This window comes from Arthrobacter pascens, assembly GCF_017052465.1.
Taxonomy (GTDB): domain Bacteria; phylum Actinomycetota; class Actinomycetes; order Actinomycetales; family Micrococcaceae; genus Arthrobacter; species Arthrobacter pascens.
On sequence record NZ_JAFHKT010000119.1, the window covers coordinates 19834 to 35281 of the forward strand.

13 protein-coding genes and 1 pseudogene are annotated in these 15448 nt (G+C 63.1%); 1 reads left to right on the top strand and 13 read right to left on the bottom strand.

The window, feature by feature from the left end:
* Positions 1-11: 11 nt before the first annotated feature.
* The 10 genes and pseudogenes from JYA52_RS06175 to JYA52_RS06220 all read right to left on the bottom strand — a co-directional run bounded on the left by JYA52_RS06175 (position 12) and on the right by JYA52_RS06220 (position 11391).
* Entirely contained in the window at positions 12-2912 is a 2901-nt protein-coding gene (locus JYA52_RS06175; protein ID WP_205652322.1) for an FAD-binding and (Fe-S)-binding domain-containing protein, read from the bottom strand.
* A 52-nt stretch (positions 2913-2964) separates the two neighbouring features.
* Entirely contained in the window at positions 2965-3624 is a 660-nt protein-coding gene (locus JYA52_RS06180; RefSeq protein WP_205652323.1) for a GntR family transcriptional regulator, read from the bottom strand.
* A 296-nt stretch (positions 3625-3920) separates the two neighbouring features.
* A complete protein-coding gene (locus JYA52_RS06185) occupies positions 3921-4571 on the bottom strand; it encodes a GntR family transcriptional regulator (RefSeq protein ID WP_205652324.1) in 651 nt (216 codons plus the stop codon).
* A 25-nt stretch (positions 4572-4596) separates the two neighbouring features.
* A pseudogene (locus JYA52_RS06190) lies at positions 4597-5337 on the bottom strand (GntR family transcriptional regulator).
* 71 nt (positions 5338-5408) lie between these two features.
* Positions 5409-6542, bottom strand: coding sequence for an FAD-dependent oxidoreductase (locus JYA52_RS06195; protein WP_205652325.1), 1134 nt, complete (start codon positions 6540-6542; stop codon positions 5409-5411).
* Between the two features lie 162 nt (positions 6543-6704).
* A complete protein-coding gene (locus JYA52_RS06200; protein WP_205652326.1) occupies positions 6705-8111 on the bottom strand; it encodes an NAD(P)/FAD-dependent oxidoreductase in 1407 nt (468 codons plus the stop codon).
* A 35-nt stretch (positions 8112-8146) separates the two neighbouring features.
* A complete protein-coding gene (locus tag JYA52_RS06205; protein ID WP_205652327.1) occupies positions 8147-8881 on the bottom strand; it encodes an SDR family NAD(P)-dependent oxidoreductase in 735 nt (244 codons plus the stop codon).
* 84 nt (positions 8882-8965) lie between these two features.
* Positions 8966-10069: an alanine racemase gene (locus JYA52_RS06210; protein ID WP_205652328.1), complete on the bottom strand. Its 1104-nt coding sequence runs from the start codon at positions 10067-10069 to the stop codon at positions 8966-8968.
* A gap of 137 nt (positions 10070-10206) precedes the next feature.
* Complete coding sequence (locus JYA52_RS06215; RefSeq protein WP_205652329.1) at positions 10207-10677, bottom strand: RidA family protein; 471 nt, start codon at positions 10675-10677, stop codon at positions 10207-10209.
* Between the two features lie 18 nt (positions 10678-10695).
* Positions 10696-11391, bottom strand: coding sequence for a haloacid dehalogenase type II (locus tag JYA52_RS06220; protein ID WP_205652330.1), 696 nt, complete (start codon positions 11389-11391; stop codon positions 10696-10698).
* A 179-nt stretch (positions 11392-11570) separates the two neighbouring features.
* Between JYA52_RS06220 and JYA52_RS06225 the strand changes: the two genes are divergently transcribed.
* Positions 11571-11918: a cupin domain-containing protein gene (locus tag JYA52_RS06225; protein ID WP_205652331.1), complete on the top strand. Its 348-nt coding sequence runs from the start codon at positions 11571-11573 to the stop codon at positions 11916-11918.
* 176 nt (positions 11919-12094) lie between these two features.
* Here the strand turns inward: JYA52_RS06225 and JYA52_RS06230 are convergent, their stop codons facing one another.
* From JYA52_RS06230 to JYA52_RS06240, 3 genes are all read right to left on the bottom strand, one after another.
* On the bottom strand, positions 12095-13036 hold the full coding sequence (locus JYA52_RS06230; protein WP_307869322.1) for a nucleoside monophosphate kinase: 942 nt from the start codon (positions 13034-13036) through the stop codon (positions 12095-12097).
* A gap of 98 nt (positions 13037-13134) precedes the next feature.
* Complete coding sequence (locus tag JYA52_RS06235) at positions 13135-14526, bottom strand: MFS transporter (RefSeq protein ID WP_205652333.1); 1392 nt, start codon at positions 14524-14526, stop codon at positions 13135-13137.
* A gap of 163 nt (positions 14527-14689) precedes the next feature.
* A complete protein-coding gene (locus JYA52_RS06240; RefSeq protein ID WP_205652334.1) occupies positions 14690-15403 on the bottom strand; it encodes a GntR family transcriptional regulator in 714 nt (237 codons plus the stop codon).
* Positions 15404-15448: the final 45 nt, after the last annotated feature.

The following is a 15448-nucleotide window of genomic DNA, read 5'->3' on the forward strand; positions in this document are numbered from 1 at the left end:
TATGGCTTGCTCTAAAGGACGGTGTTCCGGGGATCAAGGAGTTCGGCAAGGTGGAGGCTCTTGCGCTCCGGTTCCAATTGCTTGACCTGCATCGCACAGCTGAAGCCGTCGGCAAGAACCGGTGTGTCTGCCGCAGTGCCTTCAAGGGCAGGAGCCAGTGCCTGCTGTGCCACCTTCATGGAGATGTCGTAGTGGTTGGCTTCGAAGCCGAAGTTTCCCGCTACGCCGCAGCAACCTGTTGCCTCGGCGACATTGGCTACTCCCAGGGCCGCCAATGCCTTCCGCTGTACTGTCGCCCCAAAGGTTGAGTACTCGTGGCAATGGGTCTGCACAGTCACGTCCGGCGGTACGGCCGGTGGCGTCCAACCTGCGTCGACCCATTCCTTCACGGCTTCGGCGAAGCTGCGGATCCTGTGGGATACGCGTTCGGCGGCCTCGGTGCCGAGCAGTTCCGGCGCGTCCTTCTTCAATGCGGCGGCGCAGCTTGGTTCGATGACGACGATCGGTGCATCGGTGCCGTCATCGAGCTTCGCTACGGCCTTGCTCATGAGCTTCTTCGCGGTGTCGAGTTGACCCGTAGAGATCCAGGTCAGGCCGCAGCAGGCATCCGATTCGCAGCCGACCTGCCTACCCGTGCTTTCCATGACCCGGGCTGCTGCCCCGGCCACTTCGGGCCTGAAACCCTTGGTGAACGAGTCAACGAACAGCACGGCGTCGGCTGTCTTGGCGGGGGCGCTGTACGGGGCGAGGGCGTCGCGGAGCATCTTCCGGGAAGCGAACTTCGGCATCTTCCTCTTGGTGGTGAGGCCGCCCGCGGCGGCCACGACCTTGCCAAGCGGGCTTGCCAGGACGCCATTGACCAGCGGGCTAATGCGGGACGTTAGCTTCAACCACCTGGGCAGCCACCCGAGCGAGAAGTGCGACATCGGCCGGAGCTTCCCCTCGTAGTAGTGCGAGAAGAACTCCGATTTGTAGCTGGCCATGTCCACGCCTGCAGGACAGTCGTTGGAACAGGCCTTGCAGGCCAGGCACAGGTCCAATGCCTCGCGGACATCTTCTGACTTCCAGCCTTCGTCGATGGTCCGGGCACCCCGGACCATGTCCTGGAGCACCCTGGACCGTCCACGCGTCGAGTCCTTCTCGTCCCCTGTGGCCCGGAAGCTCGGGCACATCACCCCGCCGGAGTCCGAACGGCACCTGCCGACGCCGATGCAAGCCTGGACGGCATGCACCCAGGGGTCGGCTCCGGCCGCGGCGGCCTCGACGGGCCGGAGCTCGAAGTGCGTTCTCCACTCACGTTCGGGGACGCCCTCGAGGGCCAGGTTGGCGTCAATCGGATCCGGATCGGTGATCGATCCCGGATTCAGGATCCCTGCCTCATCCCACATCCTGCTGTATTCCTCGAACGCGGCGAGCATGTCGGGGGAGTACATGTGCGGAAGCAGTGCCGAGCGGGCACGGCCGTCGCCGTGTTCTCCGGACAAGGAGCCTCCGTGGCGGACAACAAGTTCGGCGGCGGCCTGCGTGAACTTGCGGAACACGCTGCGGCCTTCTTCGCTGCGCAGGTCGTAGGTGATGCGGATGTGCATGCATCCTGCCCCGAAGTGCCCGTACATGATCCCGGTCAGCTCATACTCGTCCAGGAGTGTCCGGAAGTCGGCCAGGTAGGCTGCGAGGTTCTGCGGGGCAACGGCGGAGTCCTCCCAACCGGCGTGGGATTCTCCGCCGCTGGCGGGCCTGGATGACAGGCCGGCGCCGTCTTCCCTCACCCGCCACAATGTAGCGCGTTCAGCAGAGTCCGGAACTGCACATCCATCGACCAGGCGGCCGTTCGCGGCGAGCCGTTCCAGCAGCAGGGCGGCCTGGCGGGCCACTTCGTCCGGGTCGTCGCCGTCGAGGTCCACGTAGAGGAACGCCTTGCCTTGGGGAAGCCCGAGGACGGAGTCGTCTCCGCGGCGCAGCCGCATGGTGTCAACGATGGCCTCATCGATGCCTTCGACTGCCGCCGGTGAGAAGTCGAGGATGGTTTCGATGTCCTTTGCAGCGTCGACCACATCGGCATAGCCGAGGCAGACCAGCAGTGCGCTGGGCGCCTTGGGGACCAGTTTCATGCGGGCGCGGACGACGACGGCGCAGGTTCCTTCGGTGCCGACCAGTGCCCTGGCAACGTTAAGGCCGTTCTCCGGCAGGAGATTGGCAAGGTGGTAGCCGGAAACTTGGCGCTGGATGCGGCCAAGTTCAAGGCGGAAAGCAGACAGGTTGTCCTGGGCGAGCTTCTTGAGGTCTTCGCCCAACTGGGACGCGCGGGATACGGAGTAGGCGTCGGACGGGTCGGTGGCCCGGACGCCGTTGTCTGATGCGGTGAGCAGGGCGCCGTCGGAGGTGACGACCTCGATCTCGTGGACGTGATCGGAAGTCCGTCCATAACGTACCGAGTGGTTGCCGCACGCGTCGTTGCCGATGGCGCCACCGATGGTGGCACGGTTTTTTGAGGACGGGTCGGGGGCGAAAGTGAGGCTCCCGCCGGTTGCGTGTTCTGTTTCGCGGGTGAGCTGGGCAAGCACGACGCCGGCTTCGACGTCTGCCGTTCCTGTCGCCTCATCGACGGTTATGATCCGGTTCATGTGCCGCGAGAAGTCCAGAACGATTCCGGGGCCGATGGCGTTTCCGGCCATGGACGTCCCTCCGCCCCGGCTGATCAGCGGAGTTCCGGTTTCCCGGCATGCCGCCATGACGGCGAGGACGTCGTCGACACTGCGCGGAAACACGACCCCGACAGGCGGGATCCGGTAGTTGGACGCGTCATAGGAGTATGCGGCCAGCCGGTGAGCCGAGCCCTCCACGGGCACACCCGCGGCCTGAAGCTTTGCCAGGATCGCTGCACGTTCCGGGGCGGTGAACTTTGAATGCATGGTCGCTTTCCACTTGGAGTTTCATGGAACGGTTTCGAGTTGTGTTGCCGTACTAGTGCTCCCGGGAGACTTCTTCCTGGGTTCTCGTGCTGAGGAACGCTTCGGCGTCGTCCAAATGGGCCGCCCAAAGCTTCAATGCCTTGTCCGGGTTGCCGGCGATCAGCGCACTCAGGAGCTCAGTGTGTTCGTCGTGAAGCGTGGATACATGGAGGTACCGGGGGCGAAGGAGGGCCATCAGGAGGCGGATCTCTGTAGAAATCGTCTGAAAGAGCCTACTCAGCCGCTGCGAGCCGGCAGCTTCCACGACGGCCGCATGAAAGCCCATGTCAGCCTGTGCCGCAGTTTCCCAATCCTGATCATCCCTGACCTCTGAAAACCTCGCCAGGGATTCCCGGATGGGCTCCGTATTGGCGCCTTGGCGGACCGAACGGACCGCCTCAAATTCGATGAGTCGGCGTACGCGAAATATGTCCGCGACGTCCTGGACGGAGAAACGACGGACCCTTGCACTTTGCCCGGTTTCACGTTCCAGGAAGCCTTCGGCGATGAGGCTTTGCACCGCAACGCGGGCAGTCGGCCTCGCCACGCCCAACTTCTGGGCCACGTGGCTGTCCTTAACCCGTGCTCCCGCTGAGTAGTCTCCGGCCAGGAGGCTGCGTTCAAGCCGGATACGGACGGCGTCGGCAACTGTCACAACTTCATTGATTGTCACCTCAAAACTGTATAACAGCTATACATTTTTTCCTAAGACTTGGCGACACTCTAGGTAACTCTGACTACGACGCGAGAAGCGCAAAGTCAGGCTCGCAAGTCAGGGATTGGGTCAGAACCGCTCCTCGGCAAGGCCTGTAAGAGGGCAGAACACAGAGCTGCCGCGCCCCTGTCACGGGAAGCGCGGCCATGGTTTGGAGTTGCTTGGAATTTGGTCAGAATGGGGTCTAGGCACCCCAGAAACCGGCGGCGCCCGTTCGGTCTCTAATGCTCACCGGATGAACACCGACGTTTGGTTTAACTTTCGGCGCGGAGCGCATTTTGGAACTGACGGACCGTCTCATGACGGAAGCCCTCGATGTCACCTTCCAAAGCGAGTGCAGCCAATCTCTCGTGCTCAACGGCGATTTCATGGAGGTCGCTGTAAGTCCGATGGTCGACCGAGAAGTAGAGACGCAGCTTGTTCTCCCAACCGTTCCAAAGAGCGTGCAGGGCGGCGTTCCCGGAATATTCGTAGAAGAGCCTGTGGAAGCGAAGGTGAGCATCAATGCTGGCCGGGATATCGTTGGTGTCCGTGGCCCGGTAAAGTTCCTCGATGGTTTGCTTCAACCGAAGCCGCTCAGGACCGCGCAACGTTGCGGCCGAGAGCTCGGCAGCGTAAGGCTCGACAAGCAAACGGATTGATGCGATCTCGGCGACCTCCCGAGCACTTACCTCCACAACGAACGATCCCCGGAAGGGGATCTTCACGACCAGCCCCTCCTCCTCAAGCTTGGTCAGTGCCTCACGTAGCGGGGACCGGCTGATCCCGAGATCGGCAGCAATGTGCGTCTCGCGCAACTGTTCGCCGGGCGGCACAGTTCCGTCCAGGATGGCGGTACGCAGCACGCGGTAGACGCCGTCGGGCGTCGTCGTCCGCTGTTCATGCCACTCGAACTTGCGGTCCATGTGCCGCCTCCTTGTCGATTGTCGATTATACAGGGTGTCCATCGTGGGCCTGCGGCCAGGAGAAGTCTTCAGACGTTGATGGTTTTTCTTGGTGAGTTGCGGTGAGGTCCTCAACGGCTTCTTGCGTATGCCGCTTGATGGCCCTGAGGAGGCCATCCCTGTCGCCTGCCTTCAGGAGATCCAGGATGTTTTGGTGTTCCTGTACCAGAACGTCCATCCTTGGGTAGAAGACTTCCAAGTCGAAGAGGCACATTCTTGATTCAGCGGCGAGTGTCTAGTAGATACGGATGAAACGGGAATTTCCCATGCCGGCAACAAGGGCTGAATGGAACTGCATGTCCAGCCCTGCCATGGTCTGCCAGTCGGAACCAGCCACTTGCTTCGCCATTTCGCCCACAATTTCCTTCAGCACTTTGCAGGTGTCTTTGATCTGCTTCGGGCTGCTGTCCAACAGCCTGTTGGCGGCGGCGGATTCGATGGACTCACGAATTGTGTAGATCTCCCTAAGGTCATGCGTTTCGACCTCCTTGACGAACACTCCGTAGTTGCGCCGACTGATCAGGATCCCTTCCTGGCACAAACGCTGCAGTGCTTCCCGGAGAGGACCTCTGGATGTGTTGAGCTGGTTCGCCAGGAGGGATTCGTTGATCTGTTGCCCGGGGCGGATGGACCCCTGGACGATTTGTTCCCGCAAGTGGTCCGCGATCACCTGCGCCGTGGGTCTTGCCTCCAGTGCAAGTAATCCTTCTGGTGCCGCCATTGACATCCACTCATCTCACGTTTTGGCATACTACGGGTTGTCTAGATTGCTGTTGCGGTGCTGTCTGACGGATTGGTCTAGCTCGTCTTAAACCTGTCCGGGCGTACGAATTCCAGGCCTTCGAGGGACTGTTTGCCGAGCGCTTCGTACGCGGCAATGTGGCCGTACCCGGTGGCATTCTTGAATCCGCCCCCGGAGAAGCCTGTGGCGCAATAGATCTTGCTTGACTCGCTGAGCCAACCCAGTAGAGGGTTCCGGTCCGTGGTGTAGAGGTCCGGGAAGGCATCCGATCGGACGATCGTCGGGATGAGACCGGGGATGAATTCCGAGACCGTTTCGAAAGTCTCGGCAATTTCGGCTGTTGAAAGTTCCCTGCGGAAACCGTCGGGGTCCGGTGTTACGGTGCCCCGGCCGTCCAAGGTGGCTTTGACTGTGACCCCATCGACGGTAGGTGCCCCATACATGGAGCGGCCCTCGTACATCCGGTTGAACGTAGGGAACTTTTCCGGCGTGAACTGGGCTGCGTCGCGGGCAACGAACCACGAAAGGAAAACTCTGCGTGTTTCCGTGTGCGCCTTTAGATAGTCAGGCATAAGCCGCCTGGACCAGCCCCCGGAGGAGACGATGACGTTCTCGAAGGTCCAGGAGGTGTCTCCGGAGGTGATGACCACGCCATCTTCGGTTTCGGTGATGCTGTCAATCGGGGTGTTTGTATGGACGGTTGCGCCGATGGCCTGGGCTGCGGCGACGGCGGCAGTGACGGCCCGGTCGGTGCGCAGGACCCCGGCGTTCGGGTCGTAGATGGCGCAGTCATCCGGGCGGAGGCTGTGCTGCGGGTAGCGTTCCGCCATCTCTTCGCGGCTGAGGATTTCGTGGGCAGCCTCGTTGGTTCGGGCGGTTTCCAGGAGGCTGCGGATGTAGGGGCCGTCGGCGGTGCCGATGGACAGGCCGCCGCAGCGTGTGAAGATGTCCTGTCCGGTTTCTGCTTCCAGTTCAGCCCAGAGATCGCGCGAGCGTTCCAGGATGGGGTAGAGGTCGGGGTTGCCGAGGTAGATCATGCGGAACAGGCGGGTGTCGCCGCCCACGGCGCTTCTGCCGTGAGCAGGTGACTGCGCCTCGAATCCGGTCACGGAGTCGGTCAGGTGCGATGCCTGCCACAACGCCATGCTTCCGATGCTGCCCAGGCCTATGACAGCCAGTCTTCCGTCCATGGCTTACAGCACCTTTTCCGGGAGCGCCTGGGTCCTGGCTTCCTTGGGATTGGCGTCACTGCGCTCCATCACAAGCCCCGCGGCTGTCGTCTGGATCTTATTTATGGTTTTCATGGTGCTTCCCTTCAAGGGGGTTCGGGGGGAAAGTTATTGGTTGATGGACTATTCGTGGAGTCCGGCGAGTCTGCTGCCGAATTTGGCCAGGAGTGAGGTCTTGGTGGAGTCCCTGCGTTCTTCCCATTGGTCAGCCAGTCCGAAGAGCCGGTACATGCCGTGGACACCGAGCCAGCGGATGGGTTCGGGTTCCCACTTCCGTGAGCGGTACCCGACCCAGGGGAGTGTCGTCCGTTCTGTTTCCTTCTCGAAGGCCAGCTCCGCGAGAGTCCTGCCGCCTACGTAGGCCGCCGTGACGCCATGTCCGGCGTATCCGGTGGAAGATCCGATTCCGGACGCCTGGTCCCAGTGCACGCCGCCGTTCCAGTCACGGGTGACGCCGAGAACTCCGGACCAGGCGTGGTCCACCTCGAATGGGAAACCAGGGAAGAAGGAGCGAAGCTTTGTAGAGATCAGGTCAACGGTGGACTGGGCTGTTGAACCGGCGCCCCCTGTGCCGGAGCCGTAGCGGTAGGGCACTCCCCGGCCGCCAATGGCGATGCGGCCGTCCGCTGTCCGCTGCGAATAGATGAAAGTGTGTGCGGAGTCGTTAAGGCACTGCGGCCCGGTCCAGCCAATCTGCTGCCACGCCTCCTCCGATAGCGGCTTGGTCACGATCATTGAGGAATTGATCGGTATCAGGGCCCTGCTGCCAAGCAGTTGTCCGGAATATCCCTCGGTACAGATGAACGTTTTGGCCGCGGTCACCCGCCCGTTGTCCAGGGTGAGGATTTTGCCGTCGATGCTGCCTACCCGGCTGCCTTCGTAGATGCTCACCCCCATGGAGGTCAGGGTGTCGGCGAGGCCGTAGACGAGTTTCGCCGGATGCATCCGGGCGCAGTGCTTGTAGAAGAGCCCGCCATGGACGGTGGAGATGTTGATCTGGCTCTGGAACTCGTTCCGGTCGAGCAAATGGACATCGTCTTCGGTCAGCCCGTACTTCCAGTCCGTGTCACGCCGGGTCACGAGCCGGCCCAGCCCCGCCTTAGTGTGGGCAGCGACGAGCGCGCCGCCCTTGTTCTGATCCGCGTTAATGCCCTCGGCCTGAAGGATGTCCAGGACGGAATCGACGCCGGCGACAAACTCCTGCTGCAACGCAATACTGGCGTCCAGCCCTCTGCCGGAGGCGCGGGCGAAGGTGGCCCGGTTTCCTGGGGGCATTGCTGAGAGCCAGCCACCGTTTCGTCCGGAGGCGCCGTAGCCGATCTGTTCTGCTTCAAAAACCGCGACCTTGAGTGAGGGTTCGAGTTTCTTGGCGAAGTACGCGGCCCACAGGCCTGTGTAGCCGCCACCGATAATTGCCAGGTCTACAGTGTCCTGACCGGTGAAGCGGGGGTAGGCGGGCCTCTTGTCCGCGAGTCCGGCCATCCAGAAGCCGAGCTCTCCGTTTCGGGGTGTTGCCGCAAGGGCTGTCATGGTTGTCCTTCGTTGTCTGTGAAGCGTTGAGGTGTTCAGGCGGCGGTGTATCCGCCGTCGACGGGCAGGACCGCGCCGGTGATGTAGGACGATTCCGGGGACGCCATGAAAAGGATGGCGTCGGCGATCTCTTCGGGGGTAGCCAGGCGCTGGAGCGGGATCTGGCCCTCACGCTGGGCGCGGTAGGCCTCGGCGTCGTCCCTGCGCTGGAACGATGCTTCAATGACCGGGGTGACGGTCAGCCCTGGCGCGACGACGTTGACCCGGATGTTTCGCGACGCCCATTCGATCGCCGCGCCCTTGGCCAGCATGATCAGGCCGCCTTTAGCCGCCGAATACAGGACCTCATCGGGCTTGCCGACCATGCCCAGCCGCGAGCTGACGAGGACGAACGAGCCACCCGTAGCGGGCATCAGCGGCGCAAAGTGCTTCATCACCAGGAAGGAGCTGAGCAGGTTGCTGTGCAGCACGTTCTTCGCATCCTCGTAGGCCATTTCGGTCAGCGGGCCGCTGACCTGCAGGCCGTGGTTGAGGACGACGACGTCTACGGTGCCGAAGGACTCGGCCGCCTGGCGGGCCAGGCTTTCGACGAACGCCTCGTCATTGAGGTCTCCCGGGACGTACAGATCGTCGGGCTGTGCGCTGGCGAGTTGCTCCCTGCGGCCGGTAAGCAGCAGTCGGGCACCTTCGTTGCGGAAGTGGGAACATACTGCCTGCCCGATTCCGCTGTTGGCTCCGGTGACCAGGGCCGTGGTCTTATCAAGTCTCATGTCAGTCACTCCATCGTGGGTAAGTTTGCTGGGTTGCAGGCTGGGGGAACGGAAGTCCCGTCCCGCGTGATCGGTCCGCATCGGTCAGTTGAGGAATCCGCGGGCGTCGACCGGCCACCATTCCAGCATCGTGCCCGTGCTGTCGGTGACAATGTACTCCTCGAAATTGACCACCACCGGGCAGACGTGGTTGGGCACCACCGGAAGCACGGTCCCGACGCCGGGTCGGAACCCGGCCGGCAGGGGGAGGAATCCGTGGTACTCGTTGAGTTTGGACAGGACGGCCGTGGTGCCGGCAATGCTGCCGTAGCCGACCTCGGGGCTGCCTTCGCGGCCGAGGGCTTTGGTGCCGATATCGAGGATGACCTGGTCGGGGACCCAGTCGCTGACCACCGTGCCGGCGACGAACAGCGCTATCTGATCCTCGGTGCAGGCGCCGAGCCGGGTGTTGTTCAGGTCGTTGAACACGTACTCGCCGGGCCGGATCTCGGTGATGACGCTGTTGGTGGCGAACTCCACGGTGGGTGTGGAGCCGGCGCTGACCACCTCCGGGGTGATACCGACTGCGGTGAGGCTGCGCACCGCGGTGGTGAGCGCGGCGTCCTGGTCATCCGCGGCACGCTTGCGGGCGTCCGGACCGGCGCTGCCATGGCCCGGGTAGGTGAAGACACCCACCGGCACCAGACCGCGCTTGCGGGCGGCCAGAGCGAGGTCGCCCGCGGCCTCGGCAGGAGCCCCTGAACGGCGGGCACCGCAGTCGACCTCAATCACGACCTGCAGCCGGTCCGGTTCTGGGCCCATCGCGTCGGCGAGGGCATTGATCGCCGCGACGTTATCGACGCCGACCCGCAGCCGGATGGTGTCGGCGAGTTTGCGGATCCGCGGCCCTTTCGTTCCGGCGGGCCAGATCGGGTAGGCGATGAAGATGTCGTCGAATCCGGCCGCGGCGAAGACTTCGGCCTCACCGACGTTGCCTGCGGTGATTCCGACCGCGCCGGCCTTGATCTGGCGCCGGCCGATTTCGACACACTTGTGGGTCTTGACGTGTGGCCTGACGTCGAGGTTGTGCTGGGCGGCGAAGGCCTGCATGCGGTCGATGTTCCCCTGCACCACGTCGGCCAACACGATGGGGGCGGGGGTATCGATTCGCTCGACGAGAGCCTCGAGTGCTCGTTGAATGCGCTTCACGCTGTACTCCTCATGATTCTGTCTATGAATGATCGAGGGCGGCGGTGCTGGCTTCCTCGAGTGCTGAATGTGCGGGACCCGCCTCAGCGGGTCCCGCACACCACCGCCGTCGTACACCACCGCCGTGGTGCCCGTCGCTAAACGGCCGTGCAGACCATCTGGATCTCTACCGGAGTGTTCAGCGGCAGCCCGGCGACACCGATCGCGGTGCGGGCGTGCCGCCCGTACTCACCCAACACTTCGATGAGCAGTTCACTGGCCGCGTTGGCGACCCGCGACTGCAGGCCGAAGTCCGGCGTACTGGCCACGAAGACCAGCATCTGCACGATCCGGACCCGGTCCAGATCTCCCACCGCCTGCACAGCGGCGGCGAGGCAGTTCAGCGCGCAATGGCGCGCGAGCTCCCGCGCCGTCTCCAGCTCGACATCCCGGCCGACTACGCCCTGGCCCAGCAGCACACCGTCCTTGAAAGGCAGTTGGCCTGCGATGTGGATGCTGGAGTCCACCGAGCGGTGGTCCACGTAGTACGGGTTATCAGCGAGGACGGGTAGCTCCAGACCGAGGGCCCGGAGCCGATCCACAGCCGATCCGGCCTTGGTGACGCTCATCTGTACCCGGGCCCTCTGTTAGGAGCCAGCGGGACGCGGCAGGCCGAAGAGGACGGGGAGGTCGGCGATGTCGGTGATCCGCTCGTAGCCGAGCCAGTGCTCGTCGTGTTCGAAGCCGCGGTCCACGTACACCTTGTTCTTGATGCCCAGGGTGGCGGCGGAGCGGTGGTCGTACATCGGGCTCGCGGAGACGTGCACGATCTCATCCGGTGTCACGCCCAGCTTGTCGAACATGTACTCAAACGCACCGAGCCGCGGCTTATACGTGCCCATCTCCTCGGCGCTGATGACAACATCGAAGGGGGCCTTGAGGTTCGCCGAAAGGCGGGCAGCATCCGCGGTGTCGCTGTTGGTGATGATGACCAGCGGGATTTCCTCGGCCAGGCGGTTGAGTGCCTCGGTGACACCCGGGTACGGGCCCCAGGTGGGGACGATCTCGTAGACAGCCTGAGCGTCGGCTTCACGGTACTCAATGCCGAGCCTGCGTGAGGCGCGTTCCATGGAGTTGGCAATGATCTGGCGGAAAGGCTTGTATTCGCCCATGCACTCATCGATCCGGTAGGCCTTGGTGGCCTGCAGGTACGCGTCGGCGATCTCGGCAGGCAGCCGGTCGCCCAGGACCTCTCGGGTCGCGTCGGCAATAGCGAACTTGATCAGCGTTCCGTTCATGTCGAACGTAACGAACTTGGGCTTGGTTTCGAACTCGAATGCCATGTGATCCTCCAATGAAGTGATGCCTCGTCGATTGTCGACGACGCTTAGCGAAGTGTTGTCGATTGTCGACGATACTCCCGAGGTGCGTAGATTGTCAACGATCTGCCATTACCTTAGACATTCGCTGTGGCGTCGGTTACGATTGTCAACAATTGACAGCACTACAGAAGGAGAAGATTATGCGACCATACGTTTACGTACCTGCGGCCACCATCGCCGGGGAGCTCGAGCCCAACGGCCACCGTCCTGGATACGACTCGGGTGACCCCAAGACGTCGATCCTGAAGTTCGACACCGCCATCAAGACGGGTGTCTGGGAGTGCCAGCCTGGCGGCTGGGAAGTGACCCCTCGCGAGGACACCGAGGTTTGCTACATCGTGAGCGGCCGCGCGACCGTCACCGACGGCGCCACCGGCAACAGCTACGCGATCTCCGGCGGCGACGTGATCGTGCAACCCAAGGACTGGTCGGGCCGCTGGGAGGTCACCGAGACCATTCGCAAGGTCTACTGCCACGGCTTCGACTGAGCGCCGTCTCACCGGACAGGCTACTGACGTGCGGGCCGCCCCCCTCATCGAGGGGGGCGGCCTGCTCGCGCTTCCGGCATCACGGCGAGCAGTGACCCACGGACTCCTCTGGAGAGCCGTTAACTGTTCGTGTCTGGGCTCCTGTCTTCAGCAGCCTTCGAGGAGACGGGCTTTTTTCAGACAGTGTAGGGCGCTTTGACGGCCTGAATGACATGGTTGGTGACCTCGTCGATGTCGCCGACGCCGTTCACCTGTGTCAGGATGCCTCGCGCAGCGTACGTGGCCACAACTGCCTCGGTCTGCTCGTGGTAGAGGTCCAGCCGGTGGCGGATGACGGCCTCGTTGTCGTCGCTGCGGCCGGTCTCCTTCGCACGGCCCAGGAGCCGGGCAACCAGTTCCTCGTCGTCCGCGGTCAGCTGGAGGACGACGTCGAGCTTCTGGTCACCGTTGGCCAGGATCTCGTCGAGGTAGTCAACCTGCGCCGTGGTGCGCGGGTAGCCGTCCAGCAGGAAGCCGTCCTCGACGTCGCTCTCGCTGAGTCGGTCGCGGACCATCCCATCCTTCACTTCAAAGAGGTCGGCGAAATCCGCATCCACGGAGAGCACGATGTCGCAGGCGGCCGGCTGTTGGGAGTAATTGTGGACTGCGATGTCCTCCAGGATTCCGGCCCCCAACTCCCGGCTGCGGACAACCGTTAGCGGGCTGTCGGCGCGGCCGTCGGCACGCACGGCCCTGCCGATGTACGTCGCACGAAAGGGTGAAGGAGTCCATGCGCCCAGCGGCTCCAGCTCCTGGCCGTTCACGGTGAGGCACCAGCGGGAGAGGATTCTCGTGTCCTGATGGAAGACACCATGAGGGTGGTGGGCGAAGATGTCCCCGTTCTGCAAGGAAATACAGAAGGACGATCCCTCCACCAGTGTTACCGCACCCAGTCCAGTAGAACCGGCCGCATTGTCCGCATTCCATCCGGCCATCTTGGCTCCCCTTTGAAGAACGCCACTTCGCCATCGTGTTGGATTGATTGAATCTACGCCCCGCCATGCATGCGCGCCAGATCGAACATTTTTCCCCAAGGTCTGCCTCGACCGCCGTGGTCCCTCGATCCGCCGGTGCGCCATTAAGCAGCGGCTTCAATGGGCAGGCAAGAACGTACGACGGCGGGATCTTCCCGCCGTCGTACGTTCTGTTTGTTCTTGAGGTGCCTGCCCCGGCGGAGCTAGGAAGCGCTTCGGCCCGAGCTAACGAGGACCGCTTCGCCCTGTGCCTTTTCGGCCTCGGTGGGCTGCAGGTCGGCTTCGAGGGTTGAGTTCTTGGACGGGTCCTTGACCATGATGGCGGCGACGAGGGTGAGCGCGATGCAGGCCGTCACGTACCAGAAGAACGCGGACTCCATGCCGCCCTGCTTCAGTGCGAGGGCAACGGGCTCGGCCGTGCCGCCGAAGGTTGCAGCGACCAGGGCGTGGGGGAGGCCGACGCCCAGGGCGCGGACGCGGGTGGGGAACATCTCCGCCTTGACGATCGCGGCGCAGGCCGTGTAGCCGGATACAAACACCAGGCCGAGCATCATCATGCCGAAGGCTGCGAAGACGTTGGTGGTCTCGGCGAGGAGGGTCAGCACGGGCACGGTGATGACGGTGCCGCCGATGGAGAAGAAAAGCATGACCTTCCGCCGGCCGATGCGGTCGGAAAGGCCGCCGGCGATGGGCTGCAGGAGCATGAAGATCAGCAGGGCGAAGAAGCTGATGACGGAAGCGTCTTCCTTGGCGATGCCGGAGGTGTTGACCATGTATTTCTGCATGTACGTCGTGTAGACGTAGAAGGAAACGGTGCCGCCGATGGCCAGCGCGAAGACGGCCGCGAGCTGCTTGGGGTACTGCAGCAGTGCCCGCAGGGATCCCACCGGCTTGGTTCCGTTTTCGAGTCCGGCCGCTTCCCGGGCTTTCTCAATCTTGTAGTGCTCGGACTCGTCCATGCTGCGGCGGAGGATCATCACGCCGAGCCCGGCCACAGCGCCGATGATGAACGGTACGCGCCAGCCCCACTCGCCCATCTGCTCGGGGGTCAGGACGCGCTGGAGCAGGATCATCACGAGGAGTGCGGAGAGCTGGCCGATGATGATCGACACGTACTGGAAGCTGGAGAAGAAGCCGCGCTTGCCGGGTGTGGCGACCTCGGACAGGTAGGTTGCGCTGGACCCGAATTCGCCGCCGACGCTGAGCCCCTGCAGGAGGCGTGCAACGACCAGGATGATCGGGGCCATGATGCCGATCGTTTCGAAGGACGGCGTGAGGCCGATGGCCAGCGATCCTGCGCTCATCAGCAGCACGGAAACGGCCAGGGCGTTCCGGCGACCGTGCCGGTCGGCGTACATGCCCAGGAGCCAGCCGCCCAGGGGCCGCATCAGGAATCCGACGGCGAAGACGGCGGCCGTGGACAGCAGCTGTACGGTGGCATTCCCGGCCGGGAAGAATTCGGCGGCGAAGTAGATGCTGAACGAGGCGTAGACGAACCAGTCGTACCATTCGATCAGGTTGCCCAGGCATCCCTTGACCACATTGCTGACGACCCGTGGCTTTGCCACCGGCACCGAGGCTTGTTGTGTGCTCATTTGAACTCCCTTGTTCTTGTCTGATGCCGCCGGCGGTCTGCTGCCGTTGCCATCGTGTTCGGGTCTTGCGCCCGTGAACTAGTTCAAATGTGTCTCACGTCACCGCGTCGGGAAATAGAAACGGCGAATTCTTAGGACTCCCTTAGGGTTGTTGTGATCCGGACTACACCCGGGCGAGTCCCGGGGCCTGGTCGGGGGCCTCGTCGGGTCTTTCGGCCGCGGCCACGCGCTCGTCGAAATGGGCGGCGAGCAGCTCGCCGGAGTGCATGATGTGTTCTTCCATTTCCTGCCGCGCCGTAGCCGCGTCCTTGGAGCGGATGGCCTCCAGCAGTTTGGAGTGGTCATCCACCGTGGCCTGGGGCCAGCCTTGGATGTTCGAGTAGAAGCGGCGTGGCACGTAGCGGGTGACCAGGCCCATCACCCAGATGATCTTGCGGGAGTCGGCCAGCATGTTGATCTCACGGTGGAAGGCGTGGTTCTTTTCCTCGAGGAGCACCTCGTCGTGTCGTGCAGCGGCGGCGATCAATTCGTGGTGCAGGGCCTCCAGCTCGGCGAGCGCGCTTTCGGACGCGTTCAGGGTGGCCCGTGCGGCCAGTTCACCGCCGATGAGGGCCTGGACCCGGAAGATGTCACGGATGTCCTTCCCGGTCAGCGGCGCCACCTGGAAACCTTTGCGGGGAACGAGTTCCAGGAACCCTTCCACCCGCAGGGACTGCAACGCTTCCCGGACCGGCGTGGTGGAGATCTGCAGTGCTTCGCCCAGGACCTCGGGACGCACCTGGGTGCCGGGACGGAGGCTGCCGGACATGATCAGGGCGCGGATGTAGGAGGAGGCTTCGTCGCTCAGTTGCGGACGAACACGTTTGCGCTCAGTCATGGTTCTTTCTCTCTCTGGTCTGCTATATCCAAATTACGGCATTGG

Bases quoted from the DNA above. Each gene is read 5' to 3' on its own strand.
- JYA52_RS06175 (WP_205652322.1), bottom strand. From the start codon at position 2,912: ATGCATTCAAAGTTCACCGCCCCGGAACGTGCAGCGATCCTGGCAAAG.
- JYA52_RS06185 (WP_205652324.1), bottom strand. From the start codon at position 4,571: ATGGACCGCAAGTTCGAGTGGCATGAACAGCGGACGACGACGCCCGAC.
- JYA52_RS06195 (WP_205652325.1), bottom strand. From the start codon at position 6,542: ATGGACGGAAGACTGGCTGTCATAGGCCTGGGCAGCATCGGAAGCATG.
- JYA52_RS06200 (WP_205652326.1), bottom strand. From the start codon at position 8,111: ATGACAGCCCTTGCGGCAACACCCCGAAACGGAGAGCTCGGCTTCTGG.
- JYA52_RS06205 (WP_205652327.1), bottom strand. From the start codon at position 8,881: ATGAGACTTGATAAGACCACGGCCCTGGTCACCGGAGCCAACAGCGGA.
- JYA52_RS06215 (WP_205652329.1), bottom strand. From the start codon at position 10,677: ATGAGCGTCACCAAGGCCGGATCGGCTGTGGATCGGCTCCGGGCCCTC.
- JYA52_RS06220 (WP_205652330.1), bottom strand. From the start codon at position 11,391: ATGGCATTCGAGTTCGAAACCAAGCCCAAGTTCGTTACGTTCGACATG.
- JYA52_RS06225 (WP_205652331.1), top strand. From the start codon at position 11,571: ATGCGACCATACGTTTACGTACCTGCGGCCACCATCGCCGGGGAGCTC.
- JYA52_RS06230 (WP_307869322.1), bottom strand. From the start codon at position 13,036: ATGGCGCACCGGCGGATCGAGGGACCACGGCGGTCGAGGCAGACCTTG.
- JYA52_RS06235 (WP_205652333.1), bottom strand. From the start codon at position 14,526: ATGAGCACACAACAAGCCTCGGTGCCGGTGGCAAAGCCACGGGTCGTC.
- JYA52_RS06240 (WP_205652334.1), bottom strand. From the start codon at position 15,403: ATGACTGAGCGCAAACGTGTTCGTCCGCAACTGAGCGACGAAGCCTCC.